Genomic DNA, 26328 nt, shown 5'->3' with positions numbered 1-26328 from the left:
ATGTCCCCCAGGAGGGATCCGGGAGGGATCCGGGAGGGGACACCCGGGGGATGGGGTGGGCGCGGAAGTCCGCGGGCTCAGTAGCCGGACGGGCGCACGAGGCCCGACTCGTAGGCGAAGACCGCGGCCTGGGTGCGGTCGCGCAGGCCCAGCTTCACCAGGATGCGGCCCACATGGGTCTTCACGGTCTGCTCGGCGACGACCAGGCGCTCGGCGATCTCCGCGTTCGACAGGCCCTGCGCGATGAGGGCCAGCACCTCCGTCTCCCGCTCGGTCAGCTCGCCCACGCGCTGCTTGAGCGGGGCGCGGGGTGTGGAGTCCAGGCGGGAGAACTCGGCGATGAGACGGCGGGTGATCCCGGGGGCGAGCAGCGCGTCGCCCGCCGCCACCACCCGTACCGCCTCGGCCAGCTGGTCGGCGGACGCGTCCTTGAGCAGGAACCCGGAGGCGCCGGCCCGCAGCGCCTCGTACACGTACTCGTCGAGGTCGAAGGTCGTGAGCACCAGCACCTTGATGTGCGGGGTCTCGCCGGTGATGCGTCTGGTCGCGTCGATGCCGCCCAGCTCGGGCATGCGGATGTCCATCAGCACGACGTCCGGGGCGAGTTCGGCGACCTTGGCGATCGCGTCCAGGCCGTCGACCGCCTGGCCGACCACCTCGATGTCGGGCTGGGTGTTGAGCAGCACGGTGAAACCCTGGCGGACCATCTGCTGGTCATCGGCGATCAGTACGCGGATGGTGCTGCTCGTCATCGGCTCTCGTCTCCTGTGCGGCCTGAACGATCGACGTCGGTGAAAGGGGAAGCGGAAAGGTCGGTGGAAAGGGCGTCGCCTGTGATCGCGCCGTCGCGGGGCAGGAAGGCCGCCACCACGAAACCGCCGTGCGCGGTCTCGGAGGTCACGAGGGTGCCGCCCAGCATCGCGGCGCGCTCCCGCATGCCGAGCAGCCCGTGCCCCGCGCCCGGGGAGGCCGGGGCGGGACGCTCGGGCCTGGAGTTGATCACCCGCACCTGAAGCCCGCGCGGGAAGTGCCACAACTCGACGCGGACCGCCGAACCGGGCGCGTGCCGCAGGGCGTTGCTCAGCGCCTCCTGGATGATCCGGTACGCCGACAGCTCCACGCCGGGCGGCAGTGGGAGCTGCTCGCCGGTGATCTCCGTGGTGACCTGGAGACCGGCGGCGCGGGTGTTCTCGACGAGGGCGTCGAGGCGGTCGAGCGTGGGCTGCGGGGAGTTGGGGGCCGCACCGGTGCCGGCACCGAGGCCGTACGGGTCCTCGGGGTTCTCGGAGCGCAGCACGCCGAGGACGCGGCGCAGCTCGGTGAGCGCCTCCAGGGCGTTCTGCCGGATGCCCTCGAGGTTCTCCTTCAGTTCGTCGGAGGGGTTCTCGACCAGGTGCGGGGCGACCTGGGCCTGGATGGAGATCACCGACATGTGGTGGGCGACCACGTCGTGCAGCTCGCGCGCGATCCGGCTGCGCTCCTCGAGGAGGGTGCGGCGGGCGCGCTCCTCCTCGGTCTGCGAGGCCTGTTCGACGAGCTGGGTGCGGGCTTCGCGGCGGCCGCGCAGGGCGATGCCGAGGAGGACCGCCGCGGCGAAGACGACGACCGCCAGGAACCCCGTCGAGTGGTACCGCTGTCCGCCGACCAGGCCCTGCATGACGTACGTCAGCAGGGCGGTCACGGACAGCGCGCCGATGGCCACCCGTGTGGGCAGCCGCAGCGCCAGCAAGAAGAGCACGAGGGCCTGCGCGACCAGCGCGGGCGAACTCCACGGCCAGTCGAGGCCCGGCGCCGGGATGCCCGCCCTCATGTGCGACCTGGCCCCGGCGGCGGCCAGGAGCGAGGCGCCCAGCGACAGCCACCAGGCCGGCACGGGCCGCCGCAGGGCGAGGGCGATCGCCACGCCCTGCGCGGGCCCGGTCACCTCACCCAGCGGGAAGCCGGGTCGATAGGTGTCGTTCCACTCGGCCACGCCCGCGAGTGCGAGCCCGAGCGCGATCAGGCACAGCACCACGTGCGGCAGCCGGCGCAGCAGGCGGGGCCGGGACAGCGGGGGCAGCGGGGCCGCCGACGGTGACGCGAGGCTGGTGAGGACCTCGCGCAGGAGGGCGCGGATCGGCTCGCTGTCCGGGGGCCTCGGCTCGGCGCTGGTCACGTGATCAACCCTAGGCACGGCGGGCCGTTCGCGACCCCGCCTGACCACCACGACGGTGGACGCGGACGACCCGGGAGGGACGGCCGGACCGGCGGCGCGGACCCTGCTCGTAGGAGCGAAAGGCGACCCAGCAGACGCCGAGCGCGAAGGCGAAGACCGGAAGCCAGGCGAGGCGGGCAGCCACCCAGCCCAAACCGTCGGGAACCATGTGCAGACCGGGCAGCCTTCCCACCAGCAGGCCCAGGGCGGTGACCGCCATCATGGACGTCTGGTGCCAGAGGAATATCGTCATCGCCGACAGATTGACCAGGGCCACCACAGCCCACGCCAGGGGCCGCCGCAACCACCGGCGCAACGGCTCGCGCAGCAGAAGAGCGAGGCCGCACTGGGCCACGCCGAAGGTGACCGCGGCCAGCGTCGGCGGGTTCAGGTTCGAGACCGCCGCGCCCGGGACGCCGACCATCGACGCCGGGTAGCCGGCCCACGTCACCAGCGCCGCGGTCGCCGCCGCGCCGCACAGGAGCAGCACCCAGCCCGCACGCCGTCGGTCCAACTCGCCGCGCGTCCAGGCCGCGCCCAGCGTGTACGGGACCATCCAGCCCGCCGCCACGTTCACCCAGCCGAGCCAGGACGGGCCGCCCAGTCCGAAGCGCATCAGGTCCACATGGAGAACGACGGCCAGCGGCCACAGCGGGTTGAGCCGGGTGAGCAGGGGCGTGGCGGCCGTCAGTCCCGCGAAGACCAGGAGGAACCACAGCGGGGACAGGGCGAGTTTGACGAGGGTGTGGACCGTGCCGACTCCCGTGCCCGACGCGAGCAGGCCGACGGTGGCCACCGTCCAGAGGGTCAGCACCGCGGCCACGGGTTTGAAGAGCCGCGTGAGGCGGGCGCGCAGCCACCGTCCGTACGTCGTGCCGCGCGCCCGCGCCGACGCGTAGCTCTTCGTCGCCACATGGCCGCCGACCAGGAAGAACACCGCGAGCGTCTGGAAGACCCAGGAGATGGGGGCCAGCCACGGCATGTGCTGCAACGGGCTCGCCGTGTGCAGCGCGCCGCCGTCCGCGACCAAGGCCGTCACCAGCCAGTGGCCCAGGACCACGCCGAGGATCGCGAAGGCACGCAGGGCGTCGACCGCGCGGTCCCGCTCCGCGGGGGTCGCGGCGTCGATACGGCGGGCGCCTTCTCCCATGGCGTGGGTGACGGTGCGCAGGGCGGCCGTGCGCGTGGGGGTGGAGGGGCGTATGGGGGCGGAGGGGGGTGTGCGTCGCTTCGGTGCGGTCTGTGGGGTCGTTCGGCGGGTGGCTGCCTCTTCTTGAACCGTCGACTCACGCACGGGTTACCTCCGAGGTGTCTCCGAGGACGATCCGGGCGAGGTTGTCCAAGGACACGGAGCCCGGTTTGAAGTAGTCGCTGTGGCCGCCGGTGCCCGCCGCGAAGACGCGGGCGCCGAAGGCCGGGGACACCGGGTCGGCGCCGAAGCCGACGGTGGTGCCGAAGAGATCGGCGTGGACGTGCGGCACGTTCACGATCCAGTCGTCGGCGCCTCGGGCCGCCCAGATCCGGGCGGAGGTGCGCAGTGCCGACACGGAGTCCGCGCCGGTGCCCGGGCTGCCGACGAGGGCGATGTCGTCCACGTCCAGCCCGCGTGCCGCGCGGCCGCAGACGACCGTGCCGTACGAGTGGCAGAGCAGGGAGACGTGCGCCTTCTCGCCGACGACGCCCCGCAGTTCGTGTATGAACCGCTTCAGCGGCGGGGCCGCGTCCTCGGCGCGGCCGGTCGTCAGGACCGTGGTGCTGACCGTGCCCGGTGTCTCGTAGCCGAGCCAGGCGACGACCGCCGTATGCGGACGCGAGGTGGATCCGTGGGCTCCGTGGGCTCCGTGGTGATGGTCGAGGCTGTCGAGGTGGTCCTGGAGGGCTGCCGCTCCTGCTCGGAAGCGGCCGTAGGTCTCCAAGGTCGTGTCGGAACCCGGGACCAGGACCGCGACGCGGTCGGCGTGGGCGAGGTCGCCGAGGACCTCGACGGCCAGTCCCTGGCCGCGGCCGTCGAAGGTGAGGAAGTGGCGGGAGGGGGCGGCCATGGCGTGGTCCGCGGCGGCGCGGGTGCGGTCGCCGTGGGCGGCGGCCATGCGGGACGCCTCCTCGGCGTTCGCCCGGTTCGCCGTGTACGCCTTGTCCAGCGTCGCTGTCGTCGGCGGGGCGAGGGCGGCGGGGGCCGGGGCGGGGATCCGGGGGCGGGCCGCGGCGGAGACGGGGACGACCACGGCGGCCGTGACCAGGGCGGCGAGCAGGGTGCGGCCCAGGCGCCGGAGGAATCGGGCGCGGGGGGTGGGGGGTGGCTTGGGTGGCTGAGGTGGAATGGGCCGCTCAAGAGCCGGATCAGGTGGTGTTGTTCGGGCGGCTTTCGCCCTTCCCGCCGCGGTCGGCTTCCCCCGGAGCTCCATGGCGTCCTTCCCATCCGGTCCGCCCGCTCATCGGGCGCCTCTGGATGGGAAGTTACGGATCGTGACGTGTCGTTCGCGTCCCGCCAGGGAGCTCACCTTGGAGGTAGCTCTCAGGTACTACGGGTATGACCGGGGGACGCTACCAAGCCAGTTGGGCGATCTCCTCGGCCACCACCGCGCACGCGTCCGCCGCCGGGTCGATCAGCGGGAAGTGGCCCACGTCCTCCAGGAGCGTCAGGCCGACCACCTCGCCCGCCCTCGCCGCCGCCTCCGCGTACGACTCGGCGACCGCCTCCGGGACGATGACGTCGGTACGGCCCTGCACGAGGGTCGTGGCGATGCCGGTGGGGAGCAGGAACGCCGGGTCGGCGTACGGCTGCCGCTCCGCGAACCTGGCCTCGCCGCCGAGGAGTTGGCGGGATGCGCCGGAGCAGACGTTCAGTTTCTCGGCGACCGTGAAGTCCGCGATCGGAGCGAGGGCCACGACACCGCGCAGCGGGGCGGGGCGGTCGGTGCGCCAAGGAGCGTCGGCGGGCAGGACGTGGCGCGCGGCGGCCCACAGGGCGAGGTGGCCGCCGGCCGAGTGGCCGGTGATCACCGTGCGGCGGAGGTCCGCCCTCGGCAGGTGCTCGCGGGCGAGCGCCGGCAGCGCGTCGAGTGCGGCCGCGATGTCGTCGAAGGTGTCCGGCCAGCGGCCCGCGACCGGGCCCTCGCCGCCCTGCGCGGGGATCGCGGCGCCCCGGCGGTACTCCACGTTGGCCACGGCGAAGCCCCGGCGGGCCAGGAAGTCCGCGAACGGGGTGATGTGGCGACGGTCGTACGGGGCGCGCCAGGCGCCGCCGTGCAGGACGATCACCAGCGGGGCGGGGACCTCGGGGTCGGGTTCGCGCGGGGTGTAGAAGTCGATCAGCTGGTCGGGATGGTCGCCGTACGTGGCGGTGACGTCGGGGTCGACCGGCGGGTGGGAGAAGGCCGAGGCCTCCTCGGCGGCGTCCCGTGCTGCGGCGTCGTCCGGCATGCTCCAACCTCTCAGCGGTGAAACGGATTTGGCGGACCAGGAGTGAATTCGGCCGTTGGCGGGGACGGTATCAGGCCCGTGACGTGCGTCTACACCCGGATGTCACGCTCGGTGAGGGGTAAACGGATCTGGTGTTTCGTTACGCTGGGTGGGGTTACTTGAACGGCATTGCTAAGGAGTCCGTCATGTCCGCCGAGTCCGGCACCGTGGGTCGTGGCGAGCCTGATGCCGTGGGTTCTGGTGAACCCGGCACCGTACGTCCTGGTGTACCCGGCACCGTACGTCCTGGTGGGCGTACCGCCCGGGTTCGTGCGGCCGTGTTGCGCGCCGCGGGGGATGTACTCGCCGAGGAGGGGTTCGCGCATCTCGATCTCGCCGATGTGGCGCGGCGGGCGGAGGTCGGGAAGACGACGGTGTACCGGCGGTGGGGGTCGGTGACGGGGCTCGTCGCCGATCTGCTGAGTGACATGGCGGAGCAGTCGTCGCCGCGTGCGGAGACCGGGTCCGTACTCGGTGATCTGCGGGCCAACGCCGCGTTGGTGCGGCGGACGCTGGCCGATCCTCGGCAGGGGGCGTTGTTTCGGGCCGTGATCGCCGCGGCGACGTGCGATGCGCGTACGGCGGAGGCGTTGCGGCGGTTCTATGACGTGCGGGTGGGTGAGTGGGTGCCGTGTGTCGAGGACGGGGTGGCTCGGGGGGAGTTGCCCGTGGGGACCGATGCGGCGATGGTCGTGCGGGCGGTGTCGGCGCCGCTGTATTACTCGTTGCTGACGGTTGGGGTGGTGCCGGACGAGGGGGCTGCCGTGCGGGCGGCGGAGGGGGCGTTTGCTGCGGCGGTGGCGGGGGTGTACGTCGTTGGGGAGTGAACCGGTGTGGGGGTCGGCCGGGGGTTGATCGCCCCCGCCGCCCCTACCCGTCCCATCCCCAGGGGCTCCGCCCCTTCGACCCCACCGGGGGCTACGCCCCCGAGCCCCAGCGGGGCTCCGCCCCTGCACCCCACCGGGGGCTGCCGCCCCCTGGACCCCCGCGGGACTGCGGCCCCAGACCCCGCGGGACTGCGGCCCCAGACCCCGCGGGACTGCGGCCCCAGACCCCGCGGGACTGCGGCCCCGGACCCCGCGGGACTGCGGCCCCGGACCCCGCAGGGCTGCGGCCCCGGACCCCCGCATCGGCCTGAACGGCCTCGTCCTCAAACGCCGGACGGGCTGGAGGTGCGGGCCGGGGTGGGGTGGGGCCTCCGGCCTCGTCCCTCGAACGCCGGACGGCCCGAGGCTTTTGGGGGCGCGGGGAACTGCGCGATCGGCCCCCACCGGCCCGCACCCGAACCACCGCGGCCGACATGGATCGCCGGGCTACGCCCCCTGGCTCACCGTCTCCCCCAGCACCCGCGCCGCCCGTTCCGCGTCCCCGAAACCCACGTACAGGGGGGTGAAGCCGAAGCGGAGGACGTCGGGGTGGCGGAAGTCGCCCACGACGCCCCGTTCGATCAGGCGCTTCATCACCTCGCCCGCGTCCGCGCAGCGCAGGGCGACCTGGCTGCCGCGTTCGGCGTGGTGGGAGGGGGTCAGGGACTCGACGCGACCCCGGGGGACGTACGCCTCGACGCATTCCAGGAAGAAGTCGGTCAGGGCCAGGGACTTGGTGCGGACGGAGTCGATCGAGACGCCCTCCCACACCTCCAGCGCGGCCTCCAGGGCCAGCATGGAGAGGATGTCCGGGGTGCCGACGCGGCCCCGCAGGGCGCCCGGGGCCGGTTCGTAGGCGGGGCTCATGCCGAAGGGATCGGCGTGGGAGTTCCAGCCGGGGAGCGGGGAGTCGAAACGGGGCTGGAGGGAGGAACGGACGTAGAGGTACGCGGGGGAGCCCGGGCCTCCGTTCAGGTACTTGTATGTGCAGCCGACGGCCAGGTCGACCCCGTGGGCGTCGAGGTCCACCGGCAGTGCCCCGGCGCTGTGGCACAGGTCCCAGACCGCCAGGGCGCCCGCGTCGTGGATCGCGGACGTGAGGGCCGGGAGGTCGTGCAGACGGCCGGTGCGGTAGTCGACGTGGTTCAGCAACACCGCCGCCGTGCGGGGGCCCACCGCCGACGGAACGTCCGCCGGTTCCACGGGGCGCAGTTCGCAGCCGGTCAGGCGGGCCGCGGACGCCGCGATGTAGCCGTCCGTCGGGAACGTCGTCGCGTCGACGATGATCTCGTCACGCCCGTCGGAGGTCAGCGCGGCCAGGCGGACCGCTCCCACCAGGGCCTTGAAGACGTTCACGCTCGTGGAGTCGCCCACCACGATCTGGCCGGGGGCCGCTCCGACCAGCGGCGCGATGCGGTCGCCGATCCGTTCCGGCGCCGTCCACCAGCCGCTCTCCTCCCAGGAGCGGATGCGCATTTCACCCCACTGGCGGCGTACGACGTCGTCGACTCGGCCAGGGACCGACGCCGGGAGCGCGCCGAGTGAGTTCCCGTCGAGGTACACCACGTCATCCAGGACGAACTGCGCGCGCAGTTTGGCGAGTTCGTCGGAGGCGTCCAGCTCGGCGGCCCTGACACCCAGCTCAGAACGCAGTTCGGACCGCAGTTCAGACCGCTCAGACATGAGACCTCGCCGTCCACAGCTCGGGGAACACGTTCTTCTGCGCCCGCTTCTCCAGCCAGGCCACCCCGGCGGAGCCGCCCGTGCCCGTCTTCGCGCCCATCGCGCGGCGCGTCGCGACAAGGTGGTCGTTGCGCCATCGCCACACCAGTTCGGCGACGTCCGTCAACGCCTCACCGAGGCGGGCGAGTTCGTCGTGCTCGTCGCCCGCGTACAGGGCCGTCCACACCGCCTCCACCTCCGGCGAGGACTCGTAGCGCCGGGACACGTCCCGGACCAGCACGGACTTGGGGACCGCGTGGCCGCGGCGCGCGAGCAGCCTCAGGACCTCGTCGTAGAGGCTCGGTTCGTGCAGTGCCTTCTCCAGTTCCGCGTGCACGCGCGGCGCGCCCCGGTGCGGGACCAGCATGGACGCGGACTTCTCGCCGAGCAGGAACTCCATCCGGCGGTACATCGCGGACTGGAAGCCGGAGCCCTCGCCGAGGGCCGAGCGGTACGAGTTGAACTGGGCGGGGGTGAGCTGGGCGAGGGGCCGCCAGGAGGCGTTCAGCGCCTCCAGCTCCCGTACGGACCGCTTCAGCGCGGCCACCGCGACCGGCACGCGGTCCTCGCGGAGCGCGTTCGCCGCGGTCTCCCACTCGTGGACGATGACCGTGAACCACAGCTCCATGACCTGGGTGGTGACCAGGAAGACCATCTCTCCGGGGTCGTCGGAGAGGGTGTGCTGGAGGTGGGTCAGAACGTCCGCCTGGACATAGTCCTCGTACGGGGTCGTTCCTTGGAAGTCGAGATGCGGGGTCTCGGGCTCCTGGGCCTCGACGGGCCGAGCCTGCTGGGACGACATCGCTGTCTCCTGATGCGTACTCCGGGTAGCGGTCCGCCCCTGCCGTTTTCGACACGGGGGCCCCGGTCCCCACCGGGCATCCTCCACAATCGTCACCCGAAACCGCAAGGTCCGCCCGGTCACATCGACCAGGCGGACCCGTACGACCTGCGAGTACACCCGGAGGGCTACACGACGGGTACACCCTGGGAGGGCTCGGTCACCCCCGGGGAGGACTCAGCCCAGCGTCTGCGCCGCCGTCGGCGAGGAGTCCTTCAGGAACTGGCTGCAGCGCTCGTACTCCTCCTGCTCGCCGATCGCCTGCGCGGCGCGGGCGAGGCCGTGCAGGGCGCGCAGGAAGCCGCGGTTCGGCTCGTGCTCCCAGGGCACCGGGCCGTGGCCCTTCCAGCCGTTGCGGCGCAGGGAGTCCAGGCCCCGGTGGTAGCCCGTTCGGGCGTACGCGTACGACTCGACGACACTGCCCCGCTCGAACGCGTCGTCGGCCAGCTGGGCCCAGGCGAGCGAGGAGGTGGGGTACTTGGCGGCGACATCGGCGGGCGCCGTGCCGTTCGCGAGGAGCTCGCGCGGCTCCGGGTCGTCGGGGAGGTGAGTCGGGGGCGGGCCCCCGAGGAGGTTCTCGTGAATCGTCATACCTTCCAGTCTGCGGCACCCTCCGGGGGTCGTGCCGTACGGGGTACCCGGCGCCCGGGCAGCCGCCCCGGAGCCACGACGGGCGGCCCCGCCTTCCGGTCTCACCGGGGCTGGGGCGGGCGCGACCTCGAAGGTTCCAGTGGCGGGGCCGTCACACAGCTGTGCGTACGGCACTGGGGGCGCCGGCAGTCGGGAGCCGGGCGGCGCACGGTGGCGAAGGCCAGCACCGCCCCGACGACCAGCACCCCGGCGCACAGGGGCATCGCACGCCGGAAGGCGGCGTTGAAGGCGTCCGCCGAGCGGTACGCCTCTGGGCCCATCCCGGTCAGCAGGGGCAGCGCGGCCACCGCGATCAGTCCGGCCGCGCGGGCCGCCGCGTTGTTGATCCCGCTCGCCAGGCCCGCCCGCCCGGCGTCCACGGAGGCGAGGACGGTCGCGGTCAGGGGCGCGACCAGGGTCACCATGCCCGCGCCCATCACCACCAGCGCGGGAAGCACATCGCCGAGGTACGAGGCGTGCGGGCCCACCCGCAGCATGAGCAGCATGCCCGTCGCGCACAGCAGCGGGCCGACGGTGAGCGGGATGCGCGGGCCGATGCGCTGGGCGAGCTCGCCGGAGCGGGCGGAGAAGAGCAGCATCAGGACGGTCGTCGGCAGCAGTGCCGTACCGGCTCCCAGGGCCGAGTAGCCCGCCACGACCTGGAGCTGGAGCGCGGTCAGGAAGAAGAAGCCGCCGAAGGCTGCGTACACGCACAGCGTGACGAGGTTGACGGCCGTGAACTGCCGCGACGAGAAGATGTCCGGCGGCATCATCGGGTCGGGTCGGCGCCGCTCGACGTACACGAAGGCCACGCCGGCCGCCACGCCCCCGGCCGCCGACACCCAGACCAGTACGGAACCGCTCGTGGCCTCGATCAGGGCGTACGTCACCAGGGCGAGCGCCAGGGCGCCGAGGGCGGCGCCGAGGACGTCGAAGCCCCGGCCGTGCGCACGTCCGTCGGACGACTCGGGGACGTGGCGCACGGCGATGGGGACGCAGATCAGCGCCACCGGAACGTTGAGCAGGAAGACCCAGCGCCAGCCGGGACCGTCCACCAGCCAGCCGCCCAGGAACGGGCCGACCGCCGCGCCGACGCCGCCGAAACCCGACCACAGGCCGACGGCCCTGGCCCGGTCGTCGGGGTGGAAGGACGCCTGGATGATCGCGAGCGAACCGGGGGTGAGCAGGGCTCCGCCGATTCCCTGCAGGGCGCGGGCCGCGATCAGTACGCCCCCGGTCGGCGCGAGGCCGCACAGCAGCGAGGCGGAGGCGAACCACACCACACCGAGGACGAAGATCTTGCGCCGTCCGAAGCGGTCGCCGAGCGACCCGCCGAGCAGGATCAGGCCCGCGAGGGTCAGCATGTACGCGTTCACGGTCCACTGGAGTGCCGCGAGGCCCGTGCCCAGGTCACGGCCGATCGTGGGCAGCGCGACGTTGACGACCGTCGAGTCCAGCATGGCCATGCTGGAGCCGAGGACGGTGGTCAGCAGGATCCACTTGCCGGTGGGACTGGAGATCCGCACATCGGGACCCGGTCCCGCTCCCTCACCCGATGTCTTCTCCAGAGGCACAGCCATACTTCGGAGCATACGGAAGGGCCCGGCACCGTGGGCGGTGCCGAGCCCTTTCTCGTACGGTCCGAACCAGGGGAACCCGGGTACCGACCGGGGAAACCCGGGTGACTACTTGAGCTTGTTGCCCGCGGAGCGCAGCATCTCGCACGCCTCGGTCACACGCCCCGCCATGCCCGCCTCGGCGAGCTTGCCCCAGGTGCGCGGGTCGTAGGTCTTCTTGGAGCCGACCTCGCCGTCGACCTTCAGGACACCGTCGTAGTTCTTGAACATGTGGTCCGCGACGGGGCGCGTGAAGGCGTACTGGGTGTCGGTGTCGAGGTTCATCTTCACGACACCGTTCTCCAGCGCGGTGGCGATCTCCTCGGCCGTGGAGCCGGAGCCGCCGTGGAAGACGAAGTCGAACGGGGACGGCTTGCCGTACTTGGCGGCGACGCCGTCGTTCAGCTCCTTCAGGAGGTCGGGGCGCAGGACGACGTTGCCCGGCTTGTAGACGCCGTGCACGTTGCCGAAGGACGCGGCCAGCAGGTAGCGGCCCTTCTCACCCAGGCCGAGGGCCTCGGCGGTGCGCAGCGCGTCGTCGACGGTGGTGTAGAGGGAGTCGTTGATCTCGTGGCTGACGCCGTCCTCCTCACCGCCGGTCGGGGTGATCTCGACCTCGAGGATGATCTTCGCGGCGGCGGCCTTGGCGAGCAGCTCCTGGGCGATGGCCAGGTTGTCGGCGAGGGTCTCGGCGGAGCCGTCCCACATGTGCGACTGGAACAGCGGGTTCTCGCCCTTGGCGACGCGCTCGGCGGAGATGTCGAGGAGCGGACGGACGTACGTATCCAGCTTGTCCTTGGGACAGTGGTCCGTGTGCAGCGCGACGGTGATGTCGTACTTGGCGGCGACGATGTGCGCGAACTCGGCGAGCGCGACGGCGCCGGTCACCATGTCCTTCTTGTGCTGGCCGCCGAGGAACTCCGCACCACCGGTGGACATCTGGATGATGCCGTCGCTCTCCGCCTCCGCGAAGCCGCGCAGTGCAGCGTGCAGCGTCTGGGAGGAGGTCACGTTGATGGCCGGGTAGGCGAACTTGCCTGCCTTCGCCCGGTCGAGCATCTCGTTGTAGACCTCGGGGGTTGCGATGGGCATCTGTCCGCTCCTTGTATGTGCGGGTCTGCGTACCGCTGCTGCGGCACGACGGGACTGGTGCTTACGGCCCTGACCTAGGGGGGCGACGTCATCGTCGTCCCCATCTTTCCAGACTTGACCGGATGCTCCAGACACCCTGTCCGGGATACGGGACCCCGAATTCCGCGGGGTCCCGTGTCGGCGTCTAGTCCAGGCCGAGATCCGTCTTGGAGTAGGCGAAGAGGTACGGCACTCCAGCCTTCTCGGCGACGGCCTCTGCGGCACCGGTGTCCCGGTCCACGATCGTGGCCACGGCGACGACCTCGGCACCGGCTTCGCGCAGCGCCTCCACCGCGGTCAGCACCGAGCCACCGGTGGTCGAGGTGTCCTCGACCGCCAGGACACGGCGCCCCTTGACCTCGGCACCCTCGATGCGACGCTGGAGGCCGTGGGCCTTGCCGGCCTTGCGCACGACAAAGGCGTCCAGCGTCTTCCCGCGCGCGGCGGAGGCGTGCAGCATCGCGGTCGCGACCGGGTCCGCTCCGAGGGTCAGACCGCCGACGGCCTCGTAGTCGAGTTCGTCGGTCAGGTCGAGCATGACCTGACCGACCAGCGGTGCGGCCACACCGTCGAGCGTGATCCGGCGAAGGTCGATGTAGTAGTCGGCTTCCTTGCCCGACGAAAGGGTCACCTTGCCGTGCACCACGGCCTTGTCCTTGATCTGCTGCAGCAGCGCGCCGCGTACGTCACTCATGTCCGCCAGCTTAGAGGCGCCGCCAGCTCCAGGTCATGGTCGCCTCGAGGGGGTCGATGGGGGTGACCAGGCGCGGGTGGGTGTTCAGCCCGTTGGGCGGGCCGGTCTGCGGCTCGACGCAGACGGCGGCCTCCTGCTCGTCGTACACCACCACCCACTCCTCCCTGCTGGCGACCTTCAGCTCCAGCTGCCCCGGCCAGGTGAGCGTGACGTCGACGCCGTCGGGCATGCCGAAGCAGTCGTCCCAGGGGCTGGGCTTCGGCTCGATGCGGTGGCCGGTGGGCAGGTGGTCCGCGCCGCGTTCCTCCTGCCAGGCCGGGGTGAAGTCGACCTGGACGTCTTCTCGGCCGAGGTTCCTGTTGAACCACGGGTGCCAGCCGACCTGGGCGGGGAACGAGTCCTCGTACGTCTCCACGGACATGGTGACCGTGAAGGCGTCCTCGGTCAGGGTGAAGAGCTGGGTGACGCGGCCGGGGTGGGGCCAGGGGGCCACGAGGTCGTACGTGATCACGGCCTCGGACTTGCCGGCGCGGGCGGTGCGCCAGGCGCCGTCCCGGGCGGTGCCGTGGATGGCGTGCGGTGGGGCGTTGAGCGGCATCTGCTGGATGGTGGCGCCGTCCAGGAAGCGGCCGTCGCGGATTCTTCCGCACCACGGGACCATCGGGAAACAGCCGAACTTCTGGCCCTGGCGCAGTAGTTCGGCGTCGCCGATTCGTAGACTGCCGATCCGTCCGCCGTTGCCGGGTGTGACGGTCACTTCCGCGTCGCCCGCGGTCAGCGTGATGTCTTCGTTACTCACGGAGTTGACCCTACTGGGCCGGATTCTTTGTTCGCCCCCGCCGCCCCTACCCGTCCCATCCCAAACCCGGGGGCTCCGCCCCCGGGTCCCCCGGGTGGGGTTGTCGACCGCGGGACGGTGGGGGCCGGTCGCGCAGTTCCCCGCGCCCCTCGCGGGGCTCGGTCAGCGGCGTTTGCGCAGGGCTCGGGTGACGGCGATGGCCGAGGCCAGGGCGACGGCCGCGGCGGGGGCCGCCCAGCGGAGCGTGGCGCGGGCGTCGGCGGTCTCCGGCGCCGGGACGGGGGCGTAGCGGCCACGCGGTGGGGCGTGGTCCACCTCCTCCGCGCTGCGGCCGATCATCGTCCGCCGCGCATGCGCCGCCTCGGCCACGGCATCCTCCCTGTTCACACGGCTCGGGGCGGGCGGGGCCTGTTCCTCCTCCTCGAAGAGGGCGGAGGGCTCGGCCTCCGGGGCGGGCTCGACCTCCGCTTCCGGCTCCGGCTTCTCCGGCTCCCGCTCCGGCTCGCGTTCCGCCGCGCCCTGTGGCGTCTCCGGCGCCTCCGCCAAGTTCTCGACGAACCGGTTCAGCAGGCGGTTCGTGGTCGCGGAGACCGCGTCCGGGGGGAGATCCGCCACGCGGCCGTCCGCGGTGGTGGTTCCGGTGATGGTGACGGTCGTGCCGCCGTCGGAGGGGGTGAGGGTGAGGGCGAGGGCGAGTTTCACGGTGCCGGGGCCGCGCGCCTCGGCGGCGTCGCCCTCGACGGCGTACGAACCGTCTTCCCGGGCGGTGACCCGGACCGTCCCCCGGTAGGTGATGGTGTGGCCGCCGACGCGGACTTTCAGGCGCCCGGAGACGGGCGGCGTCCCGGCGTCCTGCTGGAGTCCGGGGACCGCCCGGGCCACCCGTACGGGATCGGCCAGCGCCTCCCTCAGCCGTTCGGCCTGAACCGGAACGAACACCTCATGCTCCATGTCGGCCGAGCCTACCCAGGACGGCCCGCACCGCACCCTCGTATCCGGGGATTCGTCCGTCCGCCGTCTCAGTCGGCGTAGCGCGGATGGACCAGTGTGGAGGGCGCCAGGCCGGTTACGCGGGTACGCCAGGCGGCGTAAGCGTCGGCGGTGAGGGACGGCTGCGTGAGCGTACGCAGGCGTGGTCCGTGCGGGGCGAGGCGCAGGGGCGTGCCCGTGACGGAGGCGAGGATGAAGCCCCAGTCGCGGGGGGCGCTCGACGCGCCCGCCGTGCGGTCGGGGCCGGCCGCGAAACTGGAGTCCCGGCCGCCGACGCAGTAGGGGGCGGTGCGCAGGCCGGCCGCCCGGAGTGTGGACTCGACCGTCCAGAAGACGCGGGGGCGGGAGGAGACGGGGCCCGCGTGGACGGCCAGGCGGCCACCGGGGGCGAGGACGCGACGCGTCAGGCCGTAGAACTCCTGCGAGTACAGCTTGGTGCTCGCCGTGATCCCGGGGTCGGGCAGATCCGAGATGACCACGTCGTACGTCGATGTGGCCCCGCGCAGCCAGCCGAAGGCGTCGGCGGTGAACACGTGCACGCGCCGGTCGTCGAACGCGTGCCCGTTGAGCGCCGACAGAGCCGGGTCGGTGCGCGCCAACCGCAGCACCCCCGGGTCGAGTTCGACCACGTCGACGCGGCGCACACCCGGGTCGCGCAGTACCTCGCGGGTGGCGAGTCCGTCGCCGCCGCCGAGGACGAGCACGCGCGCGTGCGGGCCGTTCATCGCGGGGTGGACCAGCGCCTCGTGGTAGCGGTGCTCGTCGCGGCCGCTGACCCGCAGGCGTCCGTCGAGGAAGAGGTCGAGCGGGCGGCCGTGCGTGCCGCCGGTGAGCACGACCTCCTGGACACCGGTCTGCAGGGCGACCCGTACGTCCTTGCCGTAGACGGCGCGCCGGGCCGCGCGTTCGAAGTCGCCGACGTGGGCGGCGGCCGCGGCGAGCAGGGCGAGGACCAGGATGTTGGCGATGAGCAGGAACCAGCGTCCGCGCCGGCTCAAGTCCCGGCGGAACAGGCCCAGTACGAGGGCTCCGCCGGCCAGCGCGTTCACGGTTCCGGTGAGCAGCGCGCCCTCCAGTTGCCCGAGGAGGGGGAGCAGGAGGAAGGGGAAGGCGAGGCCGCCGACGAGGGCGCCGACGTAGTCCGCCGCGAAGAGGTCCGCCACCGCACCACCCGGGTCCTGGCGGCGGATGCGCTGTATCAGCTCCATGAGGAGGGGGACTTCGGCGCCGATGAGGAGGCCGATGGCGAGGGAGAAGGCCGCCAGGAGGTAGCGGGAGCCGCTCGTCCACACTCCGCCCCAGTCGCCGGTCCACGCGAACACCGCGTACAGGGCCATCGCGCTGCAGCCGCCGATCAGGGCGAGCGCCGCCTCGACGGCGCCGAAGCCGGCCGCGGCGCGGGGGCGCAGGCGTTTCGCGGCGAGGGAGCCGATGCCCATGGCGAAGACCATCACGGAGAGGACCACGGAGGCCTGGGTGACCGAGTCGCCGATCAGGTACGAGGCGAGGGCGACGAGTTCGAGTTCGTACACGAGTCCACAGGCCGCACAGACGAACACGCCCGCGAGGACCAGGAACCGCCCGATGCCCGGGCGGACGGGCAGCCGCGCCTGGCCCTGGACGCCCCAGGACGGCGGCGCGCCGGGGGGAGCAGGCGCGTGCGGTTCGATCACGCGTGGAACGCTACGTCACGCCACCACGACGCTTCGTCACCCACACGTGTGGAAGTGTCGTCCCGATGTGTGGCGTCCGGCGCTGATGACGGGTTCGTCGGCAGCCGAAATGGCGGGCGAATCGGCAGCCGAAGCATCACCCCCCTCAAAGCGCCCCCGCCGTCACCCGTACCCCCACTCTGGTGCGTGTCGCCACCAGCTGGCCGTCCTGCGGGTAGGCGTGCCACGTACGCCAGTGGACCTGCCCCTCGTGGCGCTGGGCGAGCAGCGCGGTGAAGGCGTGCGGGCTGCCGGGGAAGACGCCGGCGAGTCCGTTGGGGTGGTCGGAGACCAGGGCGAGTAACTCCTGCGCCCGTCCCGCGAAGGACCCGCAGGAGAGCGTCTCGACGCGCGCCGCGAACTCGTACTCCCAGTCGCCGACCCGCTTGGCCACCCCGAGCGGAAGCGGCGTGCTGCTGCCGGCGATGCACGCGACGGTTTCCGAACAGCTGCCCCGCTCCTCCTCCAGGAGGACCTGGTGGGACGCGCCGAGGAGCCGCAACTGCAGTCTCGCCCCGTCGAGTTCGAGGTCGAGGGTCGCGAGCGCGGGGAGCGGTTCGCGCCCCAGGGCCCAGGCGAGATCGGCCGCGCGCGTGTCGGTGTACGAAGTGTTCAGGGTCGTGAGCATGGGTCGGCTCCGCTAGCACGCAAAAAGGGAGGTGGGGGTCCGGCGCACCCGGTCGGTACCTCGGTACCGGGGGATCGGCCCGGTCAGCCCGGTCTGCCCTGTGGGGAAGGGACGATCCGAGGGCTGCTTTGGTGTTTTAGAGGGAATCATGAACTGTGGCGCCACCACAGCGTTTTTACCCAACTTCGTAGGGTTTCCATCCCCCCGAGGGCTCCACAGTTCAACTGTTCAACTACGGCGTGCGCCGGGGCGCGCGGAATGAAGCGCCCCGGCGCACCATAAGGGGCGCGGGGCGGTGAGATCTTCGGCTCCGCCGCGCGGGCGCGACCAGCCCCCACCGACCCGCGGCAGAGGCCCCTCCCTCGACTCCGCGCCCCACACCCCCGGCGAGGCTCAGCTGCCTCCGCCGCACCCCCCGCCGCCCCCGCACGACGACCCGCCTCCGCAGGACGAGCCGCCCCCGCACGACGAGTGCCCGCCGCACGAGTGCCCCCCGTGGTGCCCGCCGGACGAACCGCTGCCGCAGGACGACACGGCTCCCCCGGCCCCGCCGGCCCACCAGCTGCCTGAGCTGTCCGAGGACCTGCCCCGCGAGCGGCGGCCCCGCGCCGAACCCGACGAACTCTTCGAGAGCCCGACCTTCTTGCGGCCGCGGACGGCGGCACGCAGCGACACGACGAACAGGATGAAGACGACCGCCAGGATGAAGCCGATGAACATGGCGTCACCCTCCTTTCGTTCCCCCGAAGCGACCCCCCGTGGGCGCCTCGCTTCTTGCGTGCCAGGGGGATGCCCTCGCGTCTCACCGGCCAAAGCCGAGTTGAGGAAGTTCAGAGGGTTCAGCAGCGTCAGCGCCGGGTCGAAAACTTCCGTGAAAGAGGTGGGAGGCGGGGCAACCCTGCCCTCACCTCATGAGTCACACAGGCACCACCTGTTTCATCTGTTTCTCATGTTTCCCATTGGTCGGGAAGGGGCCCCACTCTCTGTGATGACTCGTACCCGGCTGACCGCGCTGGCCGCGACGGCCACCCTCGCCGCCACCGGCGGCCTGATCACCGCCTCCCCGGCCTCCGCGGCCGTCACCTGCACCTCTCCTGTCTGGAAGGCGCAGTACTTCGGCAACTCCACCTTCAGCGGCACGCCGAAGCTGACCGCCTGCGACTCCGCCATCAGCGAGAACTACGGGTACGGCGACCCGGCCGGCGTCACGCTGCCCGAGGACAACTTCTCCGTCCGCTGGTCCCTCACCCGGGACTTCGGCTCCGGCGGCCCCTTCCGGCTCTCCGCCGCCACGCAGGACGGCATGCGCGTCTACGTCGACGGCGTGCGGAAGATCGACCTGTGGAAGAACGTCTCCACCACCGCCCGCAAGACCGTCGACCTGACCATCCCGGCCGGCAAGCACACGATCCGCGTGGACTACGTGGCCTGGACCGGCCTCGCCAACGCCGCGTCCACGTACGCCCCGCGCACCGAGGCCGCCGTCGACAAGGTCAATCCGCTCGCCCCGACCGGCCTCACCGCCGCGTACAACCGGGACACCACGAAGACCACGCTGCGCTGGGCCGCGAACAAGGAGATGGACCTCGCCGGTTACCGCGTGCACCGACGGCTGAGCACCACCCAGTGGGCGAAGGCCGGCGGCCCGTCGCTGGTCACCTCCCCGTCGTTCGTGGACGCGACGCCCGCCACGGGCCAGACCTTCCTGTACGAGGTCCGCGCCGTCGACAAGGCGGGCCGCGAGTCCGCCGGCAGCCCCGACGCCACCGCCGTGACCGTGGACCGCACGGGCCCGGCGGCGCCGACCGGTCTCACGGTCACCAGCGACGCGTGGTGGGCCACGCTGGCCTGGCATGGGGGCGCCGACGCCGCGAAGTACGAGGTGTACGCCGCCTCCGCGGCCGCCGGCCCGTTCACGCTGCTGGGCACGACGACCACGACGTCGTACCGCACCGACGCGCCCATGAACACCGCCCGGTACTACCGGGTCCGCGCCCTCGACGCGCTCGGCAACCCGTCGGCGTACGCCGGTGTCACCGGCGACGGCGTCGACCGGACGCCGCCGAAGTCCCCGACCTCCCTCGGCTCCGTCGTCCGCCCCGGCTCCACCGAGGTGTACTGGAAGCAGCCCGACGGCTTCTACGAGGACTTCGACAACGGCGGGACCTACCACGTCTACCGCTCGCCCGGTAAAACCCTCGACCCGGCCGAGCTCACCCGCGTGACCTGCGCCGAGGGGAGCGACGAGACCAGCGCCGACGGAAAGTGCTACGACCTGGGCATGCCCGCGGGCACGTACGTGACGTACGCGGTCGTGGCGGTGGACCCGGCCGGCAACGAGTCGGCGCTGTCCGCACCGCACGTCGTCCGCACCGGCGACCGCGTCGCGCCCGGACCGGTCACCGGCGTGAAGGCCACCCCGCGCGCCGACGGCGTGCTGGTGAGCTGGGCGGCCTCGACCGACGACGACGTCGAGAGCTACGTGGTCCGGAACGGCACCCGGCAGGCGGACGGCACGGTCAAATGGCTCGGCACCAGCTCCTGCTGGGAGGGCACGAGCGACCCGCTCGCGGTGCTGTGCGGCGACGTGCCGGACGGCGAGACGTACGTGTACTCGGTCGTCGCCAGGGACCGCTGGGGCAATGCGCTGCTCCCGAGCGACCCGAAGGTCACGGTCGTCGAGGCCACCGAGCTGGACGTCCGGCCGTCCGTGACGGTCGCCCGGGACTGGGACCTCGGCAGCATGGGCTACGTCACCCTGATCGGCGGACCCGGCGTGAAGGGGCCGTCCATCAACTGGGAGTGCACCAAGACGGCCGAGTGCGACACCGTCGCGGGCTACCGGATCAGCCGGTGGAACGCGGCCACGCAGGCGTACGAGCCGCTGCACGCCGGACTGCTGCCGACGGATACCCGTGCCTACACGGACACCACGGCCGCGCAGGGGACCACGTACTTCTACACGCTGGAGGCGGTGCGCGCCGACGGCAGCGTCGCGGGCACACACGTGTGGGGCTGCGTCTTCCAGGACCGCGTCTAGTCCAGGACGGCCAGGGATGGCTCTTCCCCCGCTCAGAGGTGGTGCCTTCGGTACCCCCTCTGAGCAGGTACCGAATCGTGAACGTAAGTTGAGGAAGTTCAGAGCTTCGGCGCAGGATGACCGGCATGACCTCCAATGGCCGCCGCCCCCTCCTCAACCGCCGACTCGCCGAGTTCGGCACGACGATCTTCGCCGAGATGTCGGCCCTGGCCCTGAGTACCGGGTCGATCAACCTGGGCCAGGGCTTCCCCGACACGGACGGGCCCGAGGAGATCAGGGAAGCGGCCGTACGGGCGCTGCGCGACGGGCGCGGCAACCAGTACCCGCCGGGCCCCGGCGTGCCCGAGCTGCGTACGGCGATCGCCGCGCACCAGAAGCACCGGTACGGACTGGCGTACGACCCGGACCGCGAGGTGCTCGTCACGGCCGGTGCCACGGAGGCCATCGCGGCGTCGCTGCTCGCGCTGGTCGAGCCCGGTGACGAGGTCATCGCCCTGGAGCCGTACTACGACTCGTACGCGGCCAGCATCGCGATGGCGGGCGGGACCAGGATCCCGGTCACCCTGCGCCCGCACGAGGAGACCCGCGCCGGAGTCACCCACCGGCGCTTCAGGCTCGACCTCGACGAGCTGCGCGACGCGGTCACCGACAACACCCGGCTGCTGCTCGTCAACACCCCGCACAACCCGACCGGCACCGTCCTGACCCGCGAGGAGCTCGGGGAGATCGCGAAGCTCGCCGTCGAGCGGGATCTCCTCGTCATCACGGACGAGGTGTACGAGCACCTGGTGTTCGACGAGGCCGAGCACCTGCCGCTGGCGTCCTTCCCGGGGATGCGGGAGCGGACGGTCACCATCGGCAGCGCGGGAAAGACCTTCTCCTTCACGGGGTGGAAGGTGGGCTGGGTGACGGGCACGCCGGACCTCGTCACCGCCGTACGGTCGGCCAAGCAGTTCCTGACGTACGTGGCGTCGGGGCCGTTCCAGTACGCCGTGGCCGAGGCGCTGGCGCTGCCGGACACGTACTTCGCGGCGTTCCGTGCGGACATGCTGGCCAAGCGGGACGTGCTGGCGACCGGACTCACGGAGGCGGGGTTCAAGGTCTTCCAGCCGGCGGGCACGTACTTCATCACCACCGACATCCGGCCCCTCGGCGAGTCCGACGGCTTCGCCTTCTGCCGCGCGCTCCCGGAGCGCGCCGGGGTCGTCGCCATCCCGAACGCGGTCTTCTACGACCACCGGGAGGCGGGCGCACCCTTCGTGCGGTTCGCGTTCTGCAAGCGGACCGAGGTGCTGGAGGAGGCGGCGAAGCGGCTCAAGGCGGCCTGGTAGCACGGGGGCCCGGGCCGGTGGGGACGGCGCGCCGAAGTGGGGGAAACCGCACTCGCCCAGGCGTGTAAAGCTCGCAAATACCCCGCAAGGGACGCACAGTTCGGGTGTGACCCACGCCAGTACCCTTCCGGCCCCCGCCGCCCCGAAGCCCGGTGACGGGGGGCACGGCCGTCCGGCGCGCCCCGCGCACGGCCTGCCCCCTCTCGCGCAGGCGCTGGCGCTGTTCGCGACGGCGCGACTCGTCGGCGTTCTCGTGCTCGCCGGAACCGCCTGGGCGGGCGGCAAGCGCCCCCTCGCCCTGCTCGGGCGGTCCTGGGACTCGCTCTGGTACCTGGGGATCGCGGCGCACGGCTACGGACGCACGCAGTACTTCAGGCCCACCGTCGTCCACAGCGATCTGGCCTTCTTCCCGCTGTATCCGGGGCTGATCCGCGCCCTCACGACGCTGACCGCGCTGAGCGGCGGCGCGGCGGGGCTGCTGGTCGCCTGGACCGCCGCCGCGGTCGCCGCCTGCGGGATCTACGCGATCGGGGCCCGGCTGCACGGCCGCGCCGTCGCCACCGTGCTGGTCCTGCTGTGGGGCCTGCTCCCGCACTCGATCGTGCTGTCCCTGGCCTACACCGAGCCCGTCCTCACCGCCTTCGCCGCCTGGTCGCTGTACGCGGTGCTCACCGAGCGCTGGCTGTGGGCGGGCACGCTGGCCGCGCTCGCGGGCGTGTCGCGGCCGAACGGGCTCGCGGTGGCCGCGGCGGTGCTGGCCGCGGCGGCGTGCGAGGTCTGGCGGCGGCGCGGACGGGTTTCCCACAGGCTGTGGACGGGCGCCGCGCTCGCGCCGGTCGGCTGGGGCGGCTACGTGCTGTGGGTGGGCCGGCGCGAGGGAGATCCGTTCGGCGGCTATTTCGAGGTGCAGCGGCTGTGGGGCTCGCGCTTCGACTTCGGCGTCGGCTCACTGCGCTTCGTCCGGCATCTGCTGACGCACGGCGACCGTTTCGTGTTCCCGATGACGATGGTGGTCGTGGCGGCGGCCGTGCTGCTGTACGCGCTGCTGATCGCGGACCGTGCCCCGCTGCCCCTGCTCGTGCACAGCGGGGTACTGCTGCTGATCGCGCTCGGCGGCTCCGGGTTCTTCGAGTGCAAGCCGCGCTTCCTGCTGCCCGCGTTCCCGCTGCTGCTGCCGCTGGCACGGGCGCTGGTCCGCACGGCAAGAGCCCGGCCCTGGCACGCCGTCCTGGTGGTCGGCGCCCTGGCCGGGCTCTCGTTCGCCTACGGCGCGTATCTGGTCGTCATCGCACACACGCCGTTGTAAAACCTGGTGGGAGGACTACTCCTCGTCGTCGTCCTCGGGCTTCTCCTCCGCCTCGTTGACTTCCTGCTCGAGGCCGAGCTGCTCGACGAGCCACTTGTCGAACTCGATGGCGGCCCGCACCCAGCTGACCGTCGACGACACGAAGTGCTCGAGGGCGACGCCGGTGCCGATCAGCATCTGTGCCTCGCCGATCAGGCGGACCGTGCCGTCGTCGTGCGTGTGGCTGTAGACCTTCGGCCACAGCGTGCGGCGGTTCCAGTCGTCGATGGACTCCAGCAGAGTCGGCTTCTCGTCGATCTGGTGCGGCCGGTCGTAGAACGTCCGCACCGAGAAGACCTGCTGGTCCCCCTCGCCGCGGAACATGAAGTACGTACGGAACTCCTCCCACGGCGCCGCGAGGTCACCCTCGTCGTCGACGACGTACTTCAGCTCCATCTGATCCAGGAGCTGCTTCACGAGGTCCTGATCCGGGACGACGGGGCCCGCCGGTCCGCCGGGCTGCGGCTCGGGCTGGCCCCCGAAATTCGGAATCGAGGACGGGTCGATGCTCACCGTGTATTTCCCTTCGTACGGATGCTGCCATCCTCCCCCATCACGGGCGGTCAGTGGCAACCCCCACAGGCAAAGGCACGGACACCACCACCGGGAGTGTGTATCCGCTGCGGCCAGTGACGACGGCGCCGCCGGGACCGGCGCCGTCGACCGCTGAGAATCAGCCCGTCCGGGCTACTGCGCGACCCCCACGATCAGGCCGTCCCCGAAGGCGTCCACCCGGACCGTGTCGCCGTCCTTGACCTCGCCCGCCAGGATCTCCTTGGCCAGCCGGTCGCCGATCGCGGTCTGGACGAGGCGGCGCAGCGGCCGGGCCCCGTACGCCGGATCGTTGCCCTCGTCCGCGAGCCAGGCCAGGGCCGCGTCGGTGACCTCCAGGGTGAGCCGGCGCTCGGCCAGCCGCTTGGCGAGGCGGCCGATCTGGAGCCCGGCGATGCGCTCCAGCTCCTCCCTGTTGAGGGCCGAGAACACCACGAGGTCGTCGAGGCGGTTGAGGAATTCTGGCTTGAAGGAGGCCCTCACGACCTCCAGGACCTGCTGCTTCTTCTCCTCCTCGGAGGTCAGCGGCTCGACCAGGAACTGGCTGCCCAGGTTCGAGGTCAGGACGAGGATGGTGTTGCGGAAGTCGACCGTGCGGCCCTGTCCGTCGGTGAGCCGTCCGTCGTCCAGCACCTGGAGGAGGATGTCGAAGACCTCGGGGTGCGCCTTCTCGACCTCGTCCAGCAGGACGACGCTGTACGGGCGCCGGCGCACGGCCTCCGTGAGCTGGCCGCCCTCCTCGTAGCCGATGTAACCGGGAGGGGCGCCGACCAGCCGGGCGACGCTGTGCTTCTCGCCGTACTCGCTCATGTCGATGCGGATCATGGCCCGCTCGTCGTCGAAGAGGAAGTCGGCGAGGGCCTTGGCGAGTTCGGTCTTGCCGACGCCGGTCGGGCCGAGGAAGAGGAAGGATCCGGTGGGCCGGTCCGGGTCGGCGATGCCGGCGCGGGTGCGGCGTACGGCGTCGGACACGGCCTGGACGGCCTCGCTCTGGCCGATGAGACGGCGGCCCAGCTCCTCCTCCATGCGCAGGAGCTTCTGGGTCTCGCCCTCCAGGAGGCGCCCGGCCGGGATGCCCGTCCAGGAGCCGACCACGTCCGCGATGTCGTCGGGGCCGACCTCCTCCTTGACCATGGTGTCCCTGGCGGCTTCCTCCTCCGCCTCGGAGGCCTCCTCCAAGTCCCGCTCCAGGGTGGGGATCTCGCCGTAGAGCAGCTTGGAGGCTGTGTCGAAGTCGCCGTCGCGCTGGGCGCGCTCGGCCTGGCCGCGCAGCTCGTCCAGCTTCTCCTTCAACTCGCCGACGCGGTTGAGGGACTGCTTCTCCTTCTCCCAGCGGGCGGTCAGGCCCCGCAGCTCCTCCTCCTTGTCGGCGAGGTCGCGGCGCAGCTTCTCCAGACGCTGCCGGGAGGCGGGGTCGGTCTCCTTGTCGAGGGCCAGCTCCTCCATGCGCAGCCGGTCCACCGCGCGCTGGAGTTCGTCGATCTCGACGGGGGACGAGTCGATCTCCATGCGCAGCCGGGAGGCGGCCTCGTCGACGAGGTCGATGGCCTTGTCGGGCAGGAAGCGGGAGGTGATGTACCGGTCGGAGAGGGTGGCCGCGGCGACCAGCGCGCTGTCCGCGATCACGACCTTGTGGTGGGCCTCGTAGCGGCCCTTGAGTCCGCGCAGGATCGCGATGGTGTCCTCGACGGACGGCTCGGCGACCAGGACCTGCTGGAAGCGGCGCTCCAGGGCGGGGTCCTTCTCGATCCGCTCGCGGTACTCGTCGAGGGTGGTGGCACCGACCATCCGCAGCTCACCGCGGGCGAGCATCGGCTTGAGCATGTTGCCGGCGTCCATGGCGGAGTCGCCGCCCGCACCCGCGCCGACGACCGTGTGCAGCTCGTCGATGAAGGTGATGATCTGCCCGTCGGAGTCCTTGATCTCGGCGAGGACGGTCTTCAGCCGCTCCTCGAACTCACCCCGGTACTTCGCCCCGGCCACCATGGCGCCGAGGTCGAGCGAGACGAGCCGCTTGTTCTTGAGCGACTCGGGCACGTCGCCCTTCACGATCCGCTGGGCGAGCCCCTCCACGACGGCGGTCTTGCCGACGCCGGGCTCACCGATGAGGACGGGGTTGTTCTTGGTGCGCCGGGACAGCACCTGCACGACCCGGCGGATCTCCTGGTCCCGGCCGATGACCGGGTCGAGCTTCCCCTCGCGCGCGGCGGCGGTGAAGTCCGTACCGAACTTTTCGAGCGCCTTGTACTGGCCCTCGGGATCCGGGGTCGTCACCCGGCGTCCTCCCCTGCTCTTCTGGAACGCCTCAAGCAGCTTCTTCGCACTGGCGCCCTGCTGGGAGAGTACGTCGCCGCTCGGGCCGCCCTTCGCGGCGATCCCGATGAGGAGGTGCTCGGTGGAGAGGTACTCGTCCCCGAGCTCCTTGGCCTTGTCGGCCGCCTCGGCGATGACGGCGAGCAGGTCGCGGTTGGGCTGCGGGGGCGCGACGGTGGATCCGGTCACGCTGGGCAGGCCGGCGAGGACGCGCTCGGTCGCGGCCCGTACGGCGGCCTGGTCGGCGTCGACCGCGGCCAGCAGGTCGGTGATGTTCTCGTTCTCCTGACCACCGAGCAGCGCGAGCAGCAGGTGGGCAGGGGTGAGGTCGGGGTGCCCCTCGGACACGGCCCGGCTGGTGGCCGCGTTGATCGCGTCCCGGCTCCTGTTGGTCAGCTCGGCGTCCACGTTCGCGTTCTCCTCCTCAATACGACCCTGATGTACGGACTGACTCGCCCAACG

Annotated in this window: 22 protein-coding genes; 4 read left to right on the top strand and 18 right to left on the bottom strand. The window is 72.0% G+C overall.

Annotated features, from left to right (window positions below; genetic code table 11):
- Positions 1-77: 77 nt before the first annotated feature.
- The 5 genes from OG798_RS29195 to OG798_RS29175 all read right to left on the bottom strand — a co-directional run bounded on the left by OG798_RS29195 (position 78) and on the right by OG798_RS29175 (position 5617).
- Positions 78-752 carry a response regulator gene (locus tag OG798_RS29195; protein WP_054231356.1) on the bottom strand — a complete coding sequence of 225 codons (675 nt, stop codon included), beginning with the start codon at positions 750-752 and terminating at the stop codon, positions 78-80.
- Entirely contained in the window at positions 749-2155 is a 1407-nt protein-coding gene (locus OG798_RS29190; RefSeq protein ID WP_443053871.1) for a sensor histidine kinase, read from the bottom strand. Before OG798_RS29190 ends, OG798_RS29195 begins: the two co-directional genes overlap by 4 nt.
- 10 nt (positions 2156-2165) lie before the next feature.
- On the bottom strand, positions 2166-3344 hold the full coding sequence (locus OG798_RS29185; protein ID WP_121415488.1) for an acyltransferase family protein: 1179 nt from the start codon (positions 3342-3344) through the stop codon (positions 2166-2168).
- A gap of 136 nt (positions 3345-3480) precedes the next feature.
- Positions 3481-4599 carry an alpha/beta hydrolase gene (locus tag OG798_RS29180; protein WP_328757926.1) on the bottom strand — a complete coding sequence of 373 codons (1119 nt, stop codon included), beginning with the start codon at positions 4597-4599 and terminating at the stop codon, positions 3481-3483.
- A 139-nt stretch (positions 4600-4738) separates the two neighbouring features.
- The gene (locus OG798_RS29175; RefSeq protein ID WP_095853455.1) at positions 4739-5617 is read right to left on the bottom strand and encodes an alpha/beta hydrolase; all 879 of its coding nucleotides are present in this window, start codon (positions 5615-5617) and stop codon (positions 4739-4741) included.
- A gap of 185 nt (positions 5618-5802) precedes the next feature.
- On the opposite strand from OG798_RS29175, the gene OG798_RS29170 reads away from it, so the two are divergent.
- Positions 5803-6483 carry a TetR/AcrR family transcriptional regulator gene (locus tag OG798_RS29170; protein WP_328757925.1) on the top strand — a complete coding sequence of 227 codons (681 nt, stop codon included), beginning with the start codon at positions 5803-5805 and terminating at the stop codon, positions 6481-6483.
- Between the two features lie 486 nt (positions 6484-6969).
- Here OG798_RS29170 and kynU read toward each other — a convergent pair whose 3' ends face one another.
- The 11 genes from kynU to OG798_RS29115 form a co-directional block, all read right to left on the bottom strand.
- Positions 6970-8205 carry a kynureninase gene (kynU, locus tag OG798_RS29165; protein ID WP_097225248.1) on the bottom strand — a complete coding sequence of 412 codons (1236 nt, stop codon included), beginning with the start codon at positions 8203-8205 and terminating at the stop codon, positions 6970-6972.
- Positions 8198-9046 carry a tryptophan 2,3-dioxygenase family protein gene (locus tag OG798_RS29160; RefSeq protein ID WP_095853458.1) on the bottom strand — a complete coding sequence of 283 codons (849 nt, stop codon included), beginning with the start codon at positions 9044-9046 and terminating at the stop codon, positions 8198-8200. The genes kynU and OG798_RS29160 overlap by 8 nt, the downstream gene beginning before the upstream one ends.
- 216 nt (positions 9047-9262) lie before the next feature.
- A complete protein-coding gene (locus tag OG798_RS29155; protein ID WP_095853459.1) occupies positions 9263-9676 on the bottom strand; it encodes a DUF3151 domain-containing protein in 414 nt (137 codons plus the stop codon).
- A gap of 101 nt (positions 9677-9777) precedes the next feature.
- The gene (locus tag OG798_RS29150) at positions 9778-11295 is read right to left on the bottom strand and encodes an MFS transporter (RefSeq protein WP_267062439.1); all 1518 of its coding nucleotides are present in this window, start codon (positions 11293-11295) and stop codon (positions 9778-9780) included.
- Between the two features lie 105 nt (positions 11296-11400).
- Positions 11401-12423: a class II fructose-bisphosphate aldolase gene (fbaA, locus tag OG798_RS29145; RefSeq protein WP_060901612.1), complete on the bottom strand. Its 1023-nt coding sequence runs from the start codon at positions 12421-12423 to the stop codon at positions 11401-11403.
- Between the two features lie 184 nt (positions 12424-12607).
- On the bottom strand, positions 12608-13156 hold the full coding sequence (pyrE, locus tag OG798_RS29140) for an orotate phosphoribosyltransferase (protein WP_075033060.1): 549 nt from the start codon (positions 13154-13156) through the stop codon (positions 12608-12610).
- A 10-nt stretch (positions 13157-13166) separates the two neighbouring features.
- Complete coding sequence (locus OG798_RS29135; protein WP_121415491.1) at positions 13167-13955, bottom strand: aldose epimerase family protein; 789 nt, start codon at positions 13953-13955, stop codon at positions 13167-13169.
- Between the two features lie 162 nt (positions 13956-14117).
- The gene (locus OG798_RS29130; RefSeq protein WP_328757924.1) at positions 14118-14906 is read right to left on the bottom strand and encodes an SRPBCC domain-containing protein; all 789 of its coding nucleotides are present in this window, start codon (positions 14904-14906) and stop codon (positions 14118-14120) included.
- A 68-nt stretch (positions 14907-14974) separates the two neighbouring features.
- Positions 14975-16618, bottom strand: coding sequence for a polyamine aminopropyltransferase (locus OG798_RS29125; RefSeq protein ID WP_328757923.1), 1644 nt, complete (start codon positions 16616-16618; stop codon positions 14975-14977).
- Positions 16619-16763: 145 nt separating this feature from the next.
- Complete coding sequence (locus OG798_RS29120; RefSeq protein WP_095853465.1) at positions 16764-17285, bottom strand: DUF2617 family protein; 522 nt, start codon at positions 17283-17285, stop codon at positions 16764-16766.
- Between the two features lie 393 nt (positions 17286-17678).
- Positions 17679-18005: a hypothetical protein gene (locus OG798_RS29115; RefSeq protein WP_179857090.1), complete on the bottom strand. Its 327-nt coding sequence runs from the start codon at positions 18003-18005 to the stop codon at positions 17679-17681.
- A 268-nt stretch (positions 18006-18273) separates the two neighbouring features.
- On the opposite strand from OG798_RS29115, the gene OG798_RS29110 reads away from it, so the two are divergent.
- The 3 genes from OG798_RS29110 to OG798_RS29100 all read left to right on the top strand — a co-directional run bounded on the left by OG798_RS29110 (position 18274) and on the right by OG798_RS29100 (position 22962).
- Positions 18274-20325 carry a fibronectin type III domain-containing protein gene (locus tag OG798_RS29110; protein ID WP_328757922.1) on the top strand — a complete coding sequence of 684 codons (2052 nt, stop codon included), beginning with the start codon at positions 18274-18276 and terminating at the stop codon, positions 20323-20325.
- A gap of 116 nt (positions 20326-20441) precedes the next feature.
- Positions 20442-21656: a pyridoxal phosphate-dependent aminotransferase gene (locus OG798_RS29105; RefSeq protein WP_267062436.1), complete on the top strand. Its 1215-nt coding sequence runs from the start codon at positions 20442-20444 to the stop codon at positions 21654-21656.
- A gap of 106 nt (positions 21657-21762) precedes the next feature.
- Positions 21763-22962 (top strand): hypothetical protein, encoded by a 1200-nt coding sequence (locus OG798_RS29100; protein ID WP_328757921.1) that lies wholly within the window; start codon positions 21763-21765, stop codon positions 22960-22962.
- Positions 22963-22977: 15 nt separating this feature from the next.
- Here the strand turns inward: OG798_RS29100 and OG798_RS29095 are convergent, their stop codons facing one another.
- Together OG798_RS29095 and clpB are read right to left on the bottom strand one after the other, a co-directional pair.
- A complete protein-coding gene (locus OG798_RS29095; RefSeq protein WP_067374173.1) occupies positions 22978-23514 on the bottom strand; it encodes a YbjN domain-containing protein in 537 nt (178 codons plus the stop codon).
- Positions 23515-23688: 174 nt separating this feature from the next.
- On the bottom strand, positions 23689-26274 hold the full coding sequence (gene clpB, locus OG798_RS29090) for an ATP-dependent chaperone ClpB (RefSeq protein ID WP_095853467.1): 2586 nt from the start codon (positions 26272-26274) through the stop codon (positions 23689-23691).
- Positions 26275-26328 lie beyond the last annotated feature (54 nt).

Source organism: Streptomyces sp. NBC_00271 (assembly GCF_036178845.1).
In the GTDB taxonomy this organism is placed as follows: domain Bacteria; phylum Actinomycetota; class Actinomycetes; order Streptomycetales; family Streptomycetaceae; genus Streptomyces.
Note: the sequence above shows the minus strand (reverse complement) of the source record. Positions and strands in the feature narration are given on the sequence as shown.